The sequence below is a fragment of the Paenibacillus sp. HGH0039 genome (genome assembly GCF_000411255.1).
Taxonomy (GTDB): domain Bacteria; phylum Bacillota; class Bacilli; order Paenibacillales; family NBRC-103111; genus Paenibacillus_F.
This window is the reverse complement of the sequence record NZ_KE150413.1, coordinates 1640265-1658124: the sequence shown is the minus strand read 5'-3', so window position 1 is coordinate 1658124 and position 17860 is coordinate 1640265. Positions and strand designations below refer to the sequence as shown.

13 protein-coding genes are annotated in these 17860 nt (G+C 52.2%); all 13 read right to left on the bottom strand.

What is annotated here, in order from left to right; genetic code table 11:
* Window positions 1–457 precede the first annotated feature (457 nt).
* Entirely contained in the window at window positions 458–4774 is a 4317-nt protein-coding gene (locus tag HMPREF1207_RS21905) for a polysaccharide lyase family 8 super-sandwich domain-containing protein (protein ID WP_009674891.1), read from the bottom strand.
* A gap of 34 nt (window positions 4775–4808) precedes the next feature.
* Window positions 4809–5867 carry an Ig-like domain-containing protein gene (locus HMPREF1207_RS21900; RefSeq protein WP_016423982.1) on the bottom strand — a complete coding sequence of 353 codons (1059 nt, stop codon included), beginning with the start codon at window positions 5865–5867 and terminating at the stop codon, window positions 4809–4811.
* Window positions 5868–6230: 363 nt separating this feature from the next.
* Complete coding sequence (gene spo0A / locus HMPREF1207_RS21895) at window positions 6231–7025, bottom strand: sporulation transcription factor Spo0A (protein WP_009674877.1); 795 nt, start codon at window positions 7023–7025, stop codon at window positions 6231–6233.
* A 199-nt stretch (window positions 7026–7224) separates the two neighbouring features.
* Window positions 7225–8559, bottom strand: coding sequence for a SpoIVB peptidase (gene spoIVB / locus HMPREF1207_RS21890; RefSeq protein WP_009674885.1), 1335 nt, complete (start codon window positions 8557–8559; stop codon window positions 7225–7227).
* 111 nt (window positions 8560–8670) lie between these two features.
* The gene (gene recN / locus HMPREF1207_RS21885; RefSeq protein ID WP_009674899.1) at window positions 8671–10407 is read right to left on the bottom strand and encodes a DNA repair protein RecN; all 1737 of its coding nucleotides are present in this window, start codon (window positions 10405–10407) and stop codon (window positions 8671–8673) included.
* A 32-nt stretch (window positions 10408–10439) separates the two neighbouring features.
* Entirely contained in the window at window positions 10440–10886 is a 447-nt protein-coding gene (gene ahrC / locus HMPREF1207_RS21880; RefSeq protein ID WP_009674923.1) for a transcriptional regulator AhrC/ArgR, read from the bottom strand.
* Entirely contained in the window at window positions 10883–11353 is a 471-nt protein-coding gene (locus tag HMPREF1207_RS21875; RefSeq protein WP_009674914.1) for a hypothetical protein, read from the bottom strand. The genes ahrC and HMPREF1207_RS21875 overlap by 4 nt, the downstream gene beginning before the upstream one ends.
* Before the next feature lie 128 nt (window positions 11354–11481).
* Window positions 11482–12324, bottom strand: a complete 843-nt coding sequence (locus tag HMPREF1207_RS21870) for a TlyA family RNA methyltransferase (protein WP_009674873.1) — start codon at window positions 12322–12324, stop codon at window positions 11482–11484.
* 121 nt (window positions 12325–12445) lie between these two features.
* Window positions 12446–14347, bottom strand: coding sequence for a 1-deoxy-D-xylulose-5-phosphate synthase (dxs, locus tag HMPREF1207_RS21865; protein ID WP_009674892.1), 1902 nt, complete (start codon window positions 14345–14347; stop codon window positions 12446–12448).
* 94 nt (window positions 14348–14441) lie between these two features.
* A complete protein-coding gene (locus tag HMPREF1207_RS21860) occupies window positions 14442–15332 on the bottom strand; it encodes a polyprenyl synthetase family protein (protein ID WP_231392166.1) in 891 nt (296 codons plus the stop codon).
* Window positions 15333–15340: 8 nt separating this feature from the next.
* Complete coding sequence (xseB, locus tag HMPREF1207_RS21855) at window positions 15341–15616, bottom strand: exodeoxyribonuclease VII small subunit (RefSeq protein ID WP_009674928.1); 276 nt, start codon at window positions 15614–15616, stop codon at window positions 15341–15343.
* The gene (xseA, locus tag HMPREF1207_RS21850) at window positions 15600–16967 is read right to left on the bottom strand and encodes an exodeoxyribonuclease VII large subunit (protein WP_009674932.1); all 1368 of its coding nucleotides are present in this window, start codon (window positions 16965–16967) and stop codon (window positions 15600–15602) included. The genes xseB and xseA overlap by 17 nt, the downstream gene beginning before the upstream one ends.
* A gap of 3 nt (window positions 16968–16970) precedes the next feature.
* Window positions 16971–17843, bottom strand: coding sequence for a bifunctional methylenetetrahydrofolate dehydrogenase/methenyltetrahydrofolate cyclohydrolase FolD (gene folD / locus HMPREF1207_RS21845; RefSeq protein WP_009674917.1), 873 nt, complete (start codon window positions 17841–17843; stop codon window positions 16971–16973).
* Window positions 17844–17860: the final 17 nt, after the last annotated feature.

The following is a 17860-nucleotide window of genomic DNA, read 5'->3' as shown; positions in this document are numbered from 1 at the left end:
CGCCTCCTTATCCTCCTACATTCGTACAACCAAATCCCTGTTTATATAAACTAACTTATGTCCAACTCTGGACTGGAGAGAAATTCTGGTTCTATCCAATTAGTGTAGCGTACAACGAAGCTTCAGGTTATATATGGACTGGGGCATTCTGGGTCCGTTATCGGTTTGATCCAAGATTAGCTTATATCTTCGATTGTTCTCCCGTTCCAACTCTTTACTGAGCCGGCTATGTATCCTATTCAACTTTTCCTTATTCATCGGACTTGCTCTTGAGGCAACTTCGCGATATTCGTACAACCTTGTTTACCCATAAAAAACTTACGGTAGACAACATAAAGATCATCTTAGCAGAGGTCTTCATTTCGTTGTCTACCGTAAGGGGATATTACCCTCGTAAGAATCTACGTGAGAGGCTTTTATTTCTTTTTTCAATATAAAATGCTCTTTTGAGTCTGAACTACTTCCTCAAGGATAATAAATTCAGAAGAATGACAACCGCTTCCGCACGAGTTGCCGGTGCTAGAGGAGCGAATGTCTGGTTATCCCGCCCTGTAACGAGGCCTTTGCTTACTGCAGCTGCTACCCACCCCCGTGCCCAGACGGGAATATCGGCTTGGTCAACGAAAGATATTAAATCTGGAGATTCTTCCGCCAAATTCAATGATTTCGCAGCCATCACCGTAAGCTCTGTTCTCGTTATATCCTGTTCAGCACGGAATGTGTTGTCTTCATAACCGGAGATAATTCCCTTTTTAACCGCCTTCGCGATGTCCGATTTTGCCCAATGATCTTTTAGATCGTGATCACTGAACGTAAGCTTCGTCTCTTCATTCAGCTTTAATCCTCTGACGAGCAAGGAAGTAAATTCGGCGCGCGTGATCTTCTTGTCCGGCTGGAATGATCCATCCGGATATCCTAAAATCAACCCTTTTTTAGCAGCTTCTTGTATTTTTTCTTCTGCCCAATGACCGTTCAAATCATTTAAAACAACAGCTTCTGTGTTGTCCGTTGGAATTTCGGGCTGTACAGGGCCTCCATTATCCGTTCCGGTACCGTTATCGGTTCCGTTACCGCTTCCGTTCCCACTACCGTTACCATTGCCGTTGCCATTACCGTTATCAGTTCCGTTTCCGTTTCCATTGCCGTTATCTCCAGGGTTAGGTTTAACCGGACCAGGCCCTTCTGTTGAAGCTTGGACGCTAAAATGAAGAGAACTCGGTGTCACCGCCATTTCGCTTCCCCGTTTATCGGCAAGGATCGCTTGGGCCACCTCAATCTTGCCGCTTACAGCGTCCGTTGCTTTTTTCACTTTAAATGTAAGCTTCAATAAGTCGGCGTTCCCTTGGATTTCTTGTCCCTCGCCAGCAATCACGAAACTCAAACGTCCGGTGTCTTCCGCCTTCGACTTGAGTATGGATACGCCTCTTTGCATAGACTCGGCGGAGACAAACTCCAGCACATGAGCATCATAATCGAGTGTCAGGTCATGAGCATACATATCGCTCACAGCTTTTTTGATTCGGTAGGTAACAATCAGCGGCTCACCCTTAACTACGGATTGATTTCCGCTCAATTCAGTATCCGCATTGGCTAGGACGACGGTCAATTTTTGTGCTTCTTCCATATTGCTGGCCTTGTCTATCGAGCGATATTCGATGTTTTGCACACCTTTTTCTCGAATAACGACCTGACCTGCTTTGACTGCCATCCATTTCCCGCCATTGATTCGATACTCGCTCCTCAAAACACCCCAACCGTTCGGATCGTCCACCGCGGTAAAGTGTAGGGTCACATCCTTATAATTTTCTTGATCGGCTCCGCTATTTCCATCGACACGCACGGAGGTTGTAGGCGCTTTCGTGTCTTTAAGCAGCACTTCCAAATAAGCTTGGTATTTTCCATCCTCACTTTTGCGGCTTCGAATCGTTGAAGCGAGGTTACTTCCGACCTGCTGCAAAGCAAAGCTTGCCACTTTGTCCCCTTGCTGTTGTGCCATCACGAACGGAGTCACATCGAATTTACGCCATTGCTCCGGTGTTGTGAACGTAGCCACATCAATTTGTTTACCCGGGGCCGGTTTATTCGCAAAAGTTAAGGTTTTTTCTGACCAGCTATCATCAGGCACCTCATAAACGCCAATATCCGAGATATTTCCGCTTCCGTCTTTCGTCTCCCCATATACATTCAGGCTCACAGAATGAATGTCCTGCATAGAGGAAGGCAGCGCGAATTTCAGAAAAACTTTGCGGTCTGTGTTGCCGCTTCCGTTTCGAATATTTAAAAATCCTCTTGTTCCAAAATTGTTGTTCGCATCCGTCCCGCCATTGACAAATGTATCTTCCGTGACCGGAATTCGAACCTTAGCGGCCGGATCAGGTTCATAATCGGTTTCCGCAGGAAGCTCCACTTCCTGATCCGGGTTAATTTTCAATTGAATCGTATGACTTTTTCCCAAAGAACCTCTAGTATCCACTTCCAGCTGCAGGGTTGGCAGCGTTCTCAATACTTTAACGCTAGGATCGTTTGCAAGCACCTGCGAGGCGGCGGCCGCCAGCTCCACTTTCACTTTGGACTGGGATTGCGTCGGGTCTGACACCGAAATCGTAAGCTCATCGCCTTTTTCCTTCATCATGAGCGAAACAGGCTGGTAAGCGCGTATGCGATCCAGCGTCCCCGGTACCCAAAAGTGAATGCCGGTCAAGCCCAATTTGGTTTCTTGAACCGCTTGAATTTTCGCCGTGTTGCTCAAGATATGCACATCCGGATTTTCACTATAAGATTGGGTAGCCGCCGCATTTAAAGTAGGCAGCAGCACGTAGGAATAAGATTGATCGGTCGGCTTGGTTCCATGATCAATCGCTAAGCTTGCATAATTACGCGTGATGGTGTCCGTCGGGCCCGTTGGATTAATATCTCTCCACGAACCGCTTCTCGCCTCCCGTAAAGCGCTGACATTTGCCGTTTCGGGAAAATAATAGCCGATATCGGCTCCGGCTGCCGTACCTTGCAAGTTGGCCCATTTTACTCCTGTAAGGTTCTTGGACCAGCCCAGATTACTCGGCATCGTCTCGCCGTTCACAATCAGCTTGTTGTCTCCCGCCGAATTAATCATCCGGTTCTCAACAATTGTTTCAACTTTCCGGCTATCAGAGGTTGTGATCCCCGCTCCCAACGCAACAATCTCGTTGTCGAACATAAACCACGATTTTTTTCCCGTTAATTTACTTCCTGGCGGAGCCAAGTCCATTCCTGCCGCACCATACAACTGGTCCATCGATGCTCCGCCAACCCAGCTTTTAGAGGTTACTTTACTGCCTGTCCTTGGCAAGCCGTCAGAGGTTGTTCCCGGCATCCGATAGGAATCCACCGTCGGCCAGAAGGCGTCTCTGAACTGAGCGGCATCGTTATTGTACAAATACGTCATGCCGTCGCCCGTGTACCAGCCCTTCGTATGCTCGCCGTTGATTCCTCCCTCATAGTTGGAAATCCGCGAGGACGACATGCTGATCGCATAGGCATATCCCTTCCGCGCATGAACAACACGGTCCATCGCCGAAAATTGATGATGGACAATCAAATCCCCGCGAGGCACGACAGACGTGTCCTTCATTAAGGCTTTAAAAAGAACAAGATCCCGAATCGGCATGCCCTCATATTTGTTGGACATACTCGTATCCGATAAAACCCATTCTTTGACCATGCTCTTGTAACGGGCCGCAAGCTCAGGAGGAGCAAATTGTGCCATGCGATTAATGGTCCACGCAGTTCCGCGGGTATTGTTGTTATACCGCGATACCGCCCGCCCGCTAACCATTTCCATCATATGTCCGCTGTAAATGAGCGGCTCGAACGAATTGGTGATCCAATCGTACGTATTCGCCAAGTTTGGATCTTGAATCGGCCAAGGCGAATCATTCAATATTGTCAAAAGCTTAGCCATATCGCCAAGCAGGACGCTTCCGTAACTTCCGGTATACGCAATATTGTTATGCTGAATAAAAGAACCGTCGGCATAAAAACCGTCGCCGCTTGTTACCGGCGGGAACACCGAGCTAATGGAGCCGCGCGCCTGAACGATTTTCGTTTCACTTTTGCCAATAACTCCTCGAATCAGTACCGCCAATGCTTTATCCAAAAGGTTTGCGCCTGTTTCTTTCAATGTGCTGCCCAGCCGTAGGGTGGGATCGGGTATAAACTTGTCAATTGTTCGGGTATAACGGGCAACTTGCTCAGGAGAAAGGTGATCATACATTAAAGTCATGATATCGCCGAGAGACAGCGGTGATCCGATTTCCCAGTCCCACCAGTTATTGTATTTCGCTTTATTCTCATTAAAGCGATTCGTATACATCCAATCCAAACCCGCCATAATATCTTGTTTTAGCTGCTCATTTCGGTACAAGTTCGAGCCTTGAGTCGAGTAAGCAATCGCCATGTCTTTCAAACGGTTATAAGAAAGGGTAATATGGCTTGAATCCGTCGTACTTGCATAATCCGCCCACAACGATTTGCGGGCCGGGTCTTTCAGGAGCAGGTCCCAAAAGCCGGTTTTTTGGTCGTTGGTTACCTTTTTGGCGTTGGTCTCCACCGCTTGGCGGATATCTTCATCGTTCAAATCGATTTGCTGGCCGCCCGTCAAAAACGCAAGCCACTTGTCCCTCATGGAATCAATCGGGTCCGGTTGCTGAGCCTGAACGGAAACGGGATAAGAGGTAAAAATGAGCGCGACTATCGTTAAAGCAATGACTGCATATCGCCAAATAAACTTTTTCATGAAAATAAACACTCCTTTCGTTCATGTAACTGACTTATGGAAAAATCCGCTCCGTGAACCACATCAGGTCACTACGATCGATTTTATGGTCTCCATTCACATCAGCAGCCTTTACCGTTTCCCAATCCGGGCTGTTTGTATCTTTACCGAAATGTGCGGCTGCCATGGCTAAATCACCGACGGTTATTTTTCCATCGTTCGTAAGATCACCTGGGATGCTTGCTTCTTTTACTGTAATTTCACTTGTCGCCGCAAAAGTACCGTCATCTGTCATCACTGTTACGATTGCCTTCCCAGGCTTCAAACCTGTCAGAACAGCAAGAGGACCTTGAGCTTCCACCTGCACAACATCTTTGTTGTCTACTCGCCACTGGAGAGATAAACCGCTTACATTTTCAGGCGTCACCTTGGCCGTTAAGACTGCGGTTTGCAACTTTTCCAGCGTTACGTTCGTTTGGTCCAGCGCCAGGCCCGTCACACTGTTCCATTTGACTAATGAAATATCATCAAACCACACCGTGCCTGTCCCTGTTTCGAAAAAGGGCTCCAGCCGGATATATTTCGCTTCCTCCGGAGCGGATAGGATGACTTCCCGCTTCATCCAGTCCTGGGTTCCCGTTAATTCTTCCGTCGAGGGCCCGGACCCTATCTTGTCATCCTGTGTTTTCCCGTCAAGACCTTTGATGCTTTTAAAAAACTGAGTTCTTACAAATACGCCGATGCCCGAATTGACATCCTTCGTTTTTACCCAAACGCTCAATTTATACGTTTGTCCACCCGTAATCGGTACATCTTGAGAAAGACCCGTTCTGCTCAGTGCCAAATGCTCAAGCTGGACCGCTTGAGTCCCTGTATGGTAAACATCCTTGGTCACAGAAGCCTTTCCTGTCCCGCTTGCTAACCATAACCCCCAACCAACGGGTTCAACTCCAGCTTCCCACTTTCCTGCCCCAGACTTTGCACTTTCAAATCCCCCATTTGAAACCAAATCCGGCTGCAGCTCGCTTGCATGGACTGCCGTCCCAAATGAAAGCGCCTGCATCATGAAGCAAAAAAACAGAAATACAGAGATTCTTTTGCTCATCGAAGTCATTCCACTTTGCTCCTCTCTCATTTTGAATCTACAAGAAAAAAATTCCTCTCAACAATCATAGAGAACTATTTAGCAGCGTCATAGTTCATTTTTTTGCTCTATCGTGAACGATTTTGACTTTATTAGGTCAATTTTTTACCTTAGGCTGGCATCTTTGCAATAAACACTACCCTTTCGTTTTAGCGGGCGAGGCAAATGGCTTGGGGATTCAAGAGAACCGTGGAATTTCCCTATTTTTTGTCATAATAAAAAAAATACCGCCCTTCATTGGATTTTTGCAAACCCAATAAATAACGGTATTGTTATGATTGTAAATTTCCATCCAAAACCCAAATCCCTTACCACACAAGGCTTCTAACCCTCTCAGCTCACCTTATGCTCAATCCGCAGCTTATCCGCCACCATCGCGATGAACTCGCTGTTCGTAGGCTTCGATTTGCTAATATTCACGGTGTAGCCGAAAATAAACGAGATGCTGTCGATGTTGCCGCGCGTCCAGGCGACTTCAATCGCGTGACGGATGGCGCGTTCGACGCGGCTCGGGGTAGTCTTGTATTTTTCCGCAATGGCGGGATACAGCGTTTTGGTGATGGCGCCGAGAATTTCGATGTTGTTGTACACCATCGTGATCGCTTCGCGCAGATATTGATATCCTTTAATATGCGCAGGTACGCCGATTTCATGTATGATTGTCGTAATGTTGGCGTCCAGATTTTTGCTTTTCGGCATCTGAACGACATTCGCTTTGATGGAACTGGTCGACGTGACAGCCGGCTGGTTGCCCACCAGTTGACGGATGCGGTTCGTCAGAACTTCCATGTCAAACGGCTTCAAAATATAGTAGGAGGCGCCAAGCTGCACGGCTTTCTGCGTGATATTCTCCTGGCCGAAGGCCGTGAGCATAATGATCCGCGGAGCCGGATTTAAGTTCATTTCGCGAAGCTTCTCGAGTACACCCAGGCCGTCCAGATGAGGCATGATAATATCCAGAATGAGAATATCAGGCACATCCTTCTGCGTTTCCATAAAACGGAGCACTTCGTTTCCGTTATAGGCAATGCCTGCAATCTCCATATCTTCCTGTTCACTGATAAATTCGGAAAGTAAATGTGTAAACTCTCGGTTGTCGTCCGCTAACAAAACTTGAATCTTTTGCAACTTGAAAGCCTCCTTTATTTGTAAAAAAATCGAGGGTTTTCTAATTCCTTGTTTTATCATTTCGACACGCCCAATCAAATTCCTTCTGTCGAAAAATTATTTTCTTTATTTTTGTGTGCGGTTATTTTATAATAGAGTTTTATTTTGGTATTTCAACATTTTTCGACAAATCGTTCGCAAAAAAAGAAAGAACCAAAGGCTAGCTCGCCTTCAGTCCTTTCGCATCTGATTCGGGCCGGAGCAGTATGCCTGCATCCTGGAGCATCCATTCGATAAAGCAGCCGTACCCGCTGGACGGATCGTTCACGAATACGTGGGTGACCGCGCCGATCATTTTGCCGTTCTGGATAATCGGGCTTCCGCTCATCCCCTGCACGATACCGCCGGTCTTCTCAAGCAGCCGCTTGTCGGTTACTTTGATGACCATCCCCTTGGTAGCGGGGCTTCCCTGCTTGGCCACATGCACAACCTCGATATCGAATTTCTCCACTTTCTGTCCGTTCACGACCGTGTAAATTTGAGCCGGCCCTTCTTTTACCTCTTCCGCGAATGCGACCGGAATCGGCGTCCGGGATAAACTATACTCAGGAGCTTCTTCCATTTTGCCGAAAATGCCGAACGGAGTATTTTTCTCAATCGTACCGATCACTTTGCTGTCCCGGAAAATCTGCGCATGCTTCTCGCCGGGCTCGCCGTTCTGGCTTTTGGCAATGGACGTCACGTTGGAGTGAACGACTTCGCCGCTGCCGACCACAATCGGGGTCTGAGTGTCCATATCGGTAATCACATGACCCAAGGCGCCGTAAACGTTCTGCTCGGGCGCGTAGAAGGTCAGGGTGCCCACTCCGGCCGCGGAATCGCGAATGTACAGGCCGAGCCGGTACGACTTGTCCACGACGTCATACGCGGGCTTCAGTTTCAGCTCGAAGCGCTGATGGCCTCTTTGAACCGTCAGTTCCAGCGGCTTCTTGCTTTGACCGGCTTTATTGACGAGACCGAATACCTTGGACACGTCCGCAGAGGGGCTACCGTTGATCGCAACAATCAAATCACCGACCTGCACCTTCGCTTCTTCACCCGGCGAGATCTTCTGTTTCTCGTTCACGGCGACCAGATGATGGCCTACAACCAGAATGCCGGCTGACTTGATTTTGACGCCAATGGTTTGCCCGCCGGGAAGGACTTTCAGGTCCGGCACGACATTGACCTTAACGGTCTTGAGAGGAATGGCTCCGAACAGCTTCAGTTTCATCTCGGTGTAGCCCTGCTGGTTGGACTGGAGGGAAATCGGATCTTTCAAATTAACTTGAAATGAGTGCCGGGAGTTCCCGTTAACCTTGACTATTTCGGGGTCTTCCACCGTAAGCATGGCGTTGACCGGCATGGAAAGCCTGAGTTCTTTGGCTTGCCCGCTAAAAAGCCGGAGCTCATCGGGGAAGGAGGCGAAGCTTTGGAAAGGGGCGGATACACTTAGGATACAAACGAAGAAAACGAGCAGGAGACCAATGAATCTTCTACGACGATTCGATTTCACAAGACACCCTCCTTCTGCTTTCTTGCCCTGACGAACCCTCGTCAAATGCGTACCCTTAAGGTATCCTCCCTCCATTCGTTTTATAACTGCAAATGCTTCTAGAGGCCTCAGTTAGTTCCTTGACTTTTTTTCGTCTGCCAAAGCAAGCATTTCTTGAGCATGATGCAGGGTCGTTTCCGTCACTTCGACGCCTCCGAGCATCCGAGCAAGCTCTTCGATACGTCCGCGGCGGTCAAGATCGGTCACGCGGGTAAACGTGCGTTCCCCCTGTACTTCTTTATGAATGTAAAAATGTACGTCGGCCATGCATGCCACCTGCGGTAAATGCGTAATGCTAAAGACCTGACAGCTGCGCGAAAGCAGCGAAAGCTTCTCCGCAATCGCCTGAGCCGCGCGTCCGCTGACACCCGTATCCACCTCGTCGAAGACGAGTACGGGGATCTGATCCAGCCGGGCGAAAATGCTCTTCATGGCGAGCATGATCCGGGACAGCTCACCGCCCGAAGCGATTTTGCTGAGTCCGCGGAGCGGCTCTCCGGGGTTCGGCGCCATCAGGAACTCGACAAGATCGATTCCGTCCCGGGTGAATTTAACGGGCTCGTCGCCGATCTCCAGCCCTCCGCCGCCCGCGGGAACCGGCGTATGCGACACCTGGACTCGGAACTGCGTGCGCTCCATATGCAGGTCGCGGAGTTCCGTTTCGATTTCACCGGCCAGACGGTCCGCGATTTTTTTGCGGGAATCGGACAGTTTCCGGGCCGCTTTCGTGAGCTGGACGACTTCACGGTCGAGCTTTTCCTGCAGCTTCTGGATAATCTCGTCCTTGTTCTCGATCGTGGCGAGTTCTCCGCTGACTTTCTCGCTGTACGCCAGAATCTCCGCAATCGTATCGCCGTATTTACGGCGCAGCGTAGCGATCAAATCGAGGCGGAGCTCGATTTCGTCCAGCCGCTCCGGATTGAATTCGATATCGTCGCGGTAATCCCTGAGCTGGTAAGCGGCATCTTCAAGCTGGTAAAACGCGCTTTGCATCTGCTCCAGCAAAGGAGCGATTCCCGCGCTGTCGATGGCCGCCACGTCCTGGATGCGGGCGATGGACTTGCCTATGGCGTCCAGCCCGCTGCTCGCGCCGTACAACGTATCGTAGGAGCCTGCCACGCTCGAATACAGCTTCTCGGCGTTCGCCAGCTTGCTTTTCTCCTCCGCCAGCGTGACGTCTTCGCCCTCCTTCAAGGAAGCCGCGGCGATTTCGTCCACCTGGAAGCGGTACAGGTCGATCATCTGCAGGGACTGCTTGCTCGTTTCCTGAAGCGCCTTCAGCTCTTTGCGCAGCTTCGTGTAGCGGTCGTACGATTCGCGGTATGCCGCCAGGTTGGGACCCACCTCTTTATCTCCGTAAGCATCCAGCCAGTGGATGTGTTCGTCCGATTTGAGAAGAGACTGATGCTCATGCTGGCCGTGAATATTCACGAGCCAGCCGCCGACTTCGCGCAGCATCGTCAAATTGACGAGCTGGCCGTTGATCCGGCTGGAGCTTTTGCCGCTTGCCGTGACTTCGCGGCGGATAAGCAGCTGCTCCTCCCCCGCGGCCTCGATACCGAGCTGGGCGAGCGTCGTCCATACGGGGTGTTCTTCGCCGATTTCGAAAACAGCCTCGATCTCGGCCTTCTCGCTCCCGTAGCGGACCAATTCGGAGGAACCCCGGCCGCCGACAATCAAGCTCAGCGCGTCGATAATGATGGATTTACCGGCACCGGTCTCACCCGTCAGAACATGAAAGCCGGATTTAAATCCGATGTGAACGTATTCGATAACCGCCAAATTGCGGATAGACAGTTCTGTGAGCATAGGTCCTCCCCTGAATTCGCTGCATGACCGAGTCAGATCAGCGACATAATCTGATTCACGACTTTTTGGCTGACGTCCTTCGTCCGGCAGATGATCAGAATCGTGTCATCCCCGCAAATCGTCCCCATGATTTCATTCCATTCCAAATTATCGATCAAGGCGCAGATCGTATTTGCCGTTCCGGGCATACACTTCATGACAACCAGATTTTCGGTAAAATCGATGTTGATAAAATGATCGCTTAGCGCCCGTTTGAGCCGCTGCATCGGATTGTAGCGCTGATCAGCCGGCATCGAATATTTGTATCTTCCGTCATCAAGCGGGACCTTGATCAGATGTAGTTCTTTGATGTCCCTGGAAACCGTTGCCTGAGTCACGTTGAAACCCGCGGTGCGCAGCGATTCCACCAGCTCGTCCTGAGTTTCGATCTCATGGCCCGTAATGATTTCCCGGATTTTAACGTGGCGTTGCCCTTTCATTCGAACACCTCAATGTGAAACGTAATTTGTTTGATCTTGCGTCCGTTCATGTCCACGTACAGCACTCCGGCCGCTTCCGGCACGAGGAGCGAGTACACCAGCAGCATGTCGCGGATAGCGCTTCCTGTCATCTCGAGCGGCTTGCGTTCGCGCGCCACCTTGACGAGATACAGATTGTCCTCTTTTTCAGCAAAATAGTCGATAAACAGGCGGCTGTACAGCTCTTCCTTCTGATTCAGGGTCATCGAAATCGGGATTTTGGTTTTCCCGCCTACCACGTCAAACCCGGCACCGATCAGAAGTTCGACGACATCATCGTCTTCCGGAACTTCGTTATAGTCCGTCATGCGGACGGGTTGGAAGGAATCAGCGTAAGGCTCATACAGCCACTTTCGGAAACTTATGCCGGCCCATGCTGCGAGAAGTCCTAAGAGCAAAATTAGGATAAGCGTATCCCCGTGCTGCATACCGGATCACCTCGACGTACCTATTCGCTAAGCGAGGCGGGGATTCCTTTTGGCTGTGACGTCTTTTTCCAAGTGTTTTCCTGTGTTTGCCTGCGGAAAACCCTGCTTTCGTTAAAACCGCACTACCATCAATACCGGGTTTCCGGTTTGGCGAACATGGCCTTGGCCTCCGGAACGACACGGTCGATCAGGGATTGAAGAGGTTCCTCCAGCTTTTCCGGATCTTCGGGATTGCAGGTCCAATACGCAAGAAATTCAATGTTTCCTTCGCCGCCGGTAATCGGGGAAAACGTAAGTCCTTTTAAGTAAAAACCGATCTCCTTCGCGAATCCGAGGACACTTTCCAAGACGTCCTTATGCACTTCGGAATCACGGATTACCCCGGATTTGCCGACCTTCTCGCGTCCCGCTTCGAATTGAGGCTTAATGAGGGCGACCGTCTCCCCTTTTACACCCAACATCGTTTTCAGCGGAGGCAGAATGATTTTCAGGGAAATGAAAGAAACATCGATCGTGGCAAAAGACGGGGACGGACCGGTCAGTTCCTCCGGCGTCAAGTAACGGAAATTCGTGCGTTCCATAACCTGGACACGCTCATCCTGACGAAGCGACCAGTCGAGCTGGTTATAGCCTACATCGATCGCGTATACATAGGAGGCTCCGTTCTGAAGCGCGCAGTCGGTAAAACCGCCGGTAGAAGCCCCGATATCGAGCATTACCGCGTTTTTTACGTCGATGTTAAATTGTTTCAGCGCTTTTTCCAGTTTCAAACCTCCGCGGCTTACGTAAGGATGCACCGCACCCTTTACTTTTAAAGCGGCCGCACGGCTAATTTTCATTCCCGCCTTATCGACAGGCTCCTCATCAGCAAAAACAAGGCCAGCCATAATGGCGGCCTTGGCTTTTTCCCTGCTTTCAAAATAGCCTTGTTCGACGAGCAGTACATCTATTCGTTCTTTATCTGTCGCCATTCCATAAGCTCCTGTTATCGTTCGTCTTGTGTGCCGGCTGCCGCCGGCACGTGCAGTTGGTTCCCGTGGTTGGCCTCGTCATGTGACGTCAAGCCCTGGCCGCCGGGTTCCTCGCGCGGTGTTAGGCATTGAGCCCGGCGGAACGCTGGCGTTTGCGCGGCAGCAGCGTGTGCACCTGCGTAATCAGGTGTTCGGCGGTTAAGCCGACTTCTTGGCGCTGTTCTTTGATGGAACCGTGTTCCACAAAGTAATCCGGCACGCCCATCGTACGGACACGCACGCCTTCGATGCCCTGTTTCGCGTAAAATTCGAGCACCGCGCTGCCGAAGCCGCCTTGTTCCGATCCTTCTTCCATCGTGATGATCGGCATATGCTCTTTGGCAAGCTGGAGAAGCATGGCCTCATCCAGCGGTTTGATAAACCGGGCGTTGATAACGCGCAGATTAATGCCTTCTTTTCTCAGCATATCCGCGGCTTCCAGAGCGACCTGGTTCATCGGGCCGACGGCCAGAACCGCCATCGTATCTCCTTCGGTCAGCGTCTCCCAAGTGCCGATCGGAATCGGCTGCGGATTCTCATCCATCGGAACGCCGAGCCCGTTGATGCGGGCATAACGGACGGCGATCGGCCCCTCGTTATAGTCAATCCCCGTCCGCATCATGCGGCGGAGCTCATTCTCATCTTTTGGCATCATAAGCACCATATTCGGCAGGTTGCGCAGGAAGGCGATATCGTATACGCCCTGGTGCGTTTCCCCGTCGGGTCCTACAAAGCCCGCGCGGTCAATGGCAAACATGACATTCAACTTGGGACGGCAAATATCATGCACGACCTGGTCGTAGGCACGCTGGAGGAAAGTCGAGTAAACCGCAAATACCGGTTTCATCCCCTCCGCCGCCATGCCTGCACATAATGTAGCGGCATGCTGTTCGGCGATGCCTACATCAATCATGCGCTTAGGGAAACGGGCGGCGAAATTCATCAGCCCCGATCCTCCCGGCATGGCAGGCGTGACAGCCACTACGCGCTCGTCTTTCTCGGCAAGCTCGATAAGGGTATTGCCGAATACTTCGGTATACATGGGATTGCCCACGGCTTTAAGAAACTGGCCGGACTCGATCTTGTATGGGCTGGCTCCGTGCCATTTGTGGGAATCCATCTCGGCGGGGGAGTACCCTTTGCCCTTGGTCGTAATGACGTGGATGAGCACGGGGCCCTCCACTTTCTCGGACTGCTTCAACGTTTCAAGCAGCAGAGGCAGATTATGGCCGTCAACCGGACCGATGTAATTGAATCCGAGTTCCTCGAACCAGACACCGGAAACAAGCAAATATTTCAGGCTATCCTTGACTTTCTCCGCCGTCTTGGCCAGAGTCCCTCCGATAGCCGGGATTTTCTTAAGGAGACTTTCGACTTCTTCTTTCGCTTTGCGGTAGTGCTTGTCGGACCGGATCTTGCTCAAATAATTGTGGATCGCGCCCACGTTCGGAGCAATGGACATTTCATTGTCGTTCAGAATAACGGTCAGATTCTTCTTCTCGTGGCCGATATGGTTCATCGCTTCAAGCGCCATACCGCCCGTCATGGCTCCGTCGCCGATCACGGCAAAAACACGGAAGTCTTCGCCTTTCAGATCCCGGGCCATGGCCATCCCCATCGCCGCCGATAGCGAGGTGCTGCTGTGTCCCGCTTCCCATACATCGTGGTCGCTTTCCGCCCGCTTGATGAAGCCGCACATCCCCTTATACTTGCGCAGGGTATCGAAACGGTCTTTACGCCCGGTTAAAATTTTGTGCACGTACGCCTGATGCCCCACGTCGAAAATAAATTTGTCACGGGGGCTGTCGTACAGCGTATGCAGCGCGATGGTCAGCTCCACTATGCCCAGATTGGAGGAGAGATGCCCGCCGGAAGCAGACAGCTTTTCAACGAGAAATTGCCGGATTTCCCCTGCCAGCTGTTCAAGTTCCGCCGTAGACAACCTCTTTAAATCCTCTGGCTGGTTAATATGATCGAGCAGCACATTAATTTCCTCGCTTTCCAAAGGTGAAAATTAGCAAAATTTATGAAATACGTTCATGTGTTCGTGTATTTGATTTCACCATTATACCATAATTTCAGCGGTCACGCTTCATCAGGTAATCGGCCAGCTCCAGCAGCCTTTGCGGTTTCGGCAGAACCCCGCCTGCGATGGCCGTTTTGGCTTCGTCCGTCAGCAGCGCGACCCGCCGCTCCGATTCCTCCATCCCGATGAAAAAGGGATAAGTCACCTTCTGCTGCTTCTCGTCGCTGCCGACGGCTTTGCCCAGCTTCTCCTGCGTGCCGGTCACATCCAGAATATCGTCCTGGATCTGGAACGCCAGCCCGATCGAGCGGCCGAAGGCCGTAAGCGCTTCAAGCTGCTTGTCGTCCGCGCCCGCAATTCGTCCGCCCGCGCGGAGAGAGAAAATGATGAGATCGCTCGTTTTGTGCTGATGGATATATTCCAGGCCGCTAAGCTCCGTAATGCCCTGCTCGCCCTTCATATCGGCCACTTGCCCGCCTACCATTCCCCTGGCTCCGGAATATTCGGCGAGTTCCTCGACGATGTTCAGAACCTGTTCGGCCGGAACACCGTGCCTGCGCGCCTGTGAAGCGCTGTAAAACGCCTGCGTCAACAGAGCGTCTCCCGCAAGGATGGCCATGGCTTCCCCGTAAACTTTATGGTTGGTTAGTTTGCCCCTCCGGTAGTCATCATTATCCATGGCTGGCAAATCATCGTGGATCAGGGAGTACGTATGCACCATTTCAATGGCGCAGGCTACCGGCATAGCGGCTTCCTTGCGTCCTCCCAGCGCTTCCGCCGCCGCAAGTACGAGAATCGGCCTAAGCCGCTTGCCTCCCGCGTCGATCGAATACTGGGCGGACTGCCGCAGCACATCCGGAATGTCCCAAAGCCGGGGGAACAGCTCCCGAAGCTCTCCCTCGACTTCTTTCGCATAGGAAGCGATGTATTCTTGGATGTTCATGTCTGTGTTCAACGGGATTCCCCTTTATCCTCGATCATATTGGCTCCGAACGGCTTCTTCGAGAGGCCGGCTTCGCTTTCCACGAGCATTTCGATCTTCTTCTCCACCGTTTCAAGCTTTTGGCCGCACAGGTGAGACAGTTTCATGCCTTCCTGGTACAGCTCGATTGCCTGCTCGAGAGGGACATCCCCGCTCTCCAGCTTCGCAACGATCCCTTCCAGCTTGTCCATCGCTTCCTCGAAGCTGATGGCGGTTTCTTCCTGCAGCTTACTTTCGTTCCCCATTTGTTTTCTCCTCCATCGCCCAGACGTGGCAATCGAGCCGTCCGTCGGTCAACTGAACTCGGACCATGTCGCCGATCTGAACCTGCTCGATCGAATTTAATACGCGTTTTTCTTTCTCGTCGTAAACTAGGCTGTACCCGCGCTGCATCACTTTAAGCGGGCTCAGCGCATCCAGGTGGCGCAGCGTGGATACGAGCTGCTGCCTGCGTCCCCTGGCGACGCCCTGCATCGCCAGCGTAAGCGCCCGCTCCGCGCCTTCGACGCGTTTGCGGGCGTAGCGTACCTGCTCCTGCGGGTTGAAGCCCGACAGGGTGCGCTCCAGACGCATGCGGCGGTCGCCTGCCCGGCCGACAAGCTGACGCATGCGGAAAGAAAGCTGCTCGCCCAGCCGGTCCAGCCGCTGGGCCGGATGCTGCAGAAGCTGCCGGTGCGGATTCGTCAGGTAAGGCGAGCGGCGGAGCCGCTCCAGCCGATCCTGACGGCGCTGCAGTTGCTGCAGCAGGCCGCGGTGCAGGCGCTGGCCGAGATGAGCCATCTGCTGCTTCAGCTCCAGATGGTGAGGCACCGCCAGCTCCGCCGCGGCCGTAGGCGTCGCCGCCCTGAGATCGGCGACGAAGTCCGCGATGGTGAAGTCGGTCTCGTGGCCGACGGCCGAGATGACGGGGATCGCGGAGGCGAAGATGCTGCGGGCAACGATTTCTTCGTTGAACGCCCACAGCTCCTCCAGCGATCCCCCTCCACGGCCGACGATCAGCACGTCGACTTCACCGAGGCTGTTCATCGTCTCGATGGCTCGGACGATGGACGGGGCCGCCTGAGCGCCCTGCACCAGCACCGGATACAGCAGAATCGGCACATTCGGGAACCGGCGCTGCAGGGTGATGATGATGTCCCGGACGGCGGCCCCCGTCGGGGAAGTGATGACGCCGACGGCTTTTGGCATCCGGGGAATCGGCTTCTTCCGCTCGGTGCGGAACAAGCCCTCGCTATCGAGCTTCTGCTTGAGCTGCTCGAACGCGAGGTACAAGCCGCCGATTCCGTCGGGCTGCATCTGCGTCACGTAGAACTGGTACTGCCCGTCCCGTTCGTAGACGGAAACGTTCCCCCGGGCGATCACCATCGTACCTTCCTTCGGACGGAAAGGAAGCCGCTGATTGTACGACGCGAACATAATGCTTTTGAGGCGGCTGTCTTTATCTTTAAGCGTAAAATACATATGACCGCTGGAATGATGCGTAAAGTTGGAAATCTCCCCGCGCACCCAAACGTCCTGGAGGCGGTTGTCGCCTTCCAGCTTCATTTTGATATAGCGGTTGAGATCCTTAATAGATAATACGGCGCGCTCGCTCATGCGTTACACGCCCGCTTCTGTACCCGTATTGGACGCGCGGCGGGCCGAGCTGAGCGTATTCTTGAGCAGCATCGTAATGGTCATCGGACCTACACATCCCGGAACCGGTGTGATGTAACCCGCGATTTCTTTGACGGCATCGAAGTCGACATCTCCGCACAGCTTGCCTTCGGCGTTGCGGTTCATTCCGACGTCGATCACGACCGCACCCGGTTTCACGTGCCGGTCCTCAATCACGCCGGCTTTGCCTACCGCGGCAACCAGAATGTCGGCCTGGCGTGTAATATCCTGAAGATTCGGCGTGCGCGAGTGGCAGATCGTAACCGTAGCGTGCTCGCGGAGCAGCAGCATCGCCATCGGTTTGCCGACGATGTTGCTTCTTCCGACGACGACGGCGTGTTTGCCTGCCGGGGATACGCCGATTTTTTTCAAAACTTCCATAACGCCGGCCGGCGTACAAGGAAGCATGCCTTCTTTGCCGATCATCAGGTTGCCCACGTTAACCGGGTGGAAACAATCCACGTCTTTCTCCGGAGTTATCTCGTCCACAACCTGCTCCTCGTTGATGTGGCCGGGAAGCGGAGACTGTACAAGAATACCGTGGAACTCCGGATTCCGGTTATACTCATGGATCAGCTTGACAAGCTCCTCCTGGGAAGTATCTGCCGGAAGACGGTGCACATGAGACTGGATGCCAACCTGGGCGCAAGCTTTTTCCTTGTTATTGACATAGACATGGGAAGCCTGGTCATCGCCTACGATAATTACCACGAGTCCGGGTGTCGTACCCCGGGTGGAGAGTTCCTCGACTTCCTGCTTGATTTCTTCCCGGATGGAACGGACGATTTCTTTGCCGTTAATCACTTCTGCTGCCATGACGGTTCTCCTCCCTA

Excerpts from the sequence above, each read along its gene's own strand:
- HMPREF1207_RS21905 (WP_009674891.1), bottom strand. The coding sequence starts at position 4,774 with ATGAAAAAGTTTATTTGGCGATATGCAGTCATTGCTTTAACGATAGTC.
- HMPREF1207_RS21870 (WP_009674873.1), bottom strand. The coding sequence starts at position 12,324 with ATGGCGACAGATAAAGAACGAATAGATGTACTGCTCGTCGAACAAGGC.
- folD (WP_009674917.1), bottom strand. The coding sequence starts at position 17,843 with ATGGCAGCAGAAGTGATTAACGGCAAAGAAATCGTCCGTTCCATCCGG.
- HMPREF1207_RS21900 (WP_016423982.1), bottom strand. The coding sequence starts at position 5,867 with ATGACTTCGATGAGCAAAAGAATCTCTGTATTTCTGTTTTTTTGCTTC.
- xseA (WP_009674932.1), bottom strand. The coding sequence starts at position 16,967 with ATGAGCGAGCGCGCCGTATTATCTATTAAGGATCTCAACCGCTATATC.
- HMPREF1207_RS21860 (WP_231392166.1), bottom strand. The coding sequence starts at position 15,332 with ATGAACATCCAAGAATACATCGCTTCCTATGCGAAAGAAGTCGAGGGA.
- HMPREF1207_RS21875 (WP_009674914.1), bottom strand. The coding sequence starts at position 11,353 with ATGCAGCACGGGGATACGCTTATCCTAATTTTGCTCTTAGGACTTCTC.
- recN (WP_009674899.1), bottom strand. The coding sequence starts at position 10,407 with ATGCTCACAGAACTGTCTATCCGCAATTTGGCGGTTATCGAATACGTT.
- ahrC (WP_009674923.1), bottom strand. The coding sequence starts at position 10,886 with ATGAAAGGGCAACGCCACGTTAAAATCCGGGAAATCATTACGGGCCAT.
- xseB (WP_009674928.1), bottom strand. The coding sequence starts at position 15,616 with ATGGGGAACGAAAGTAAGCTGCAGGAAGAAACCGCCATCAGCTTCGAG.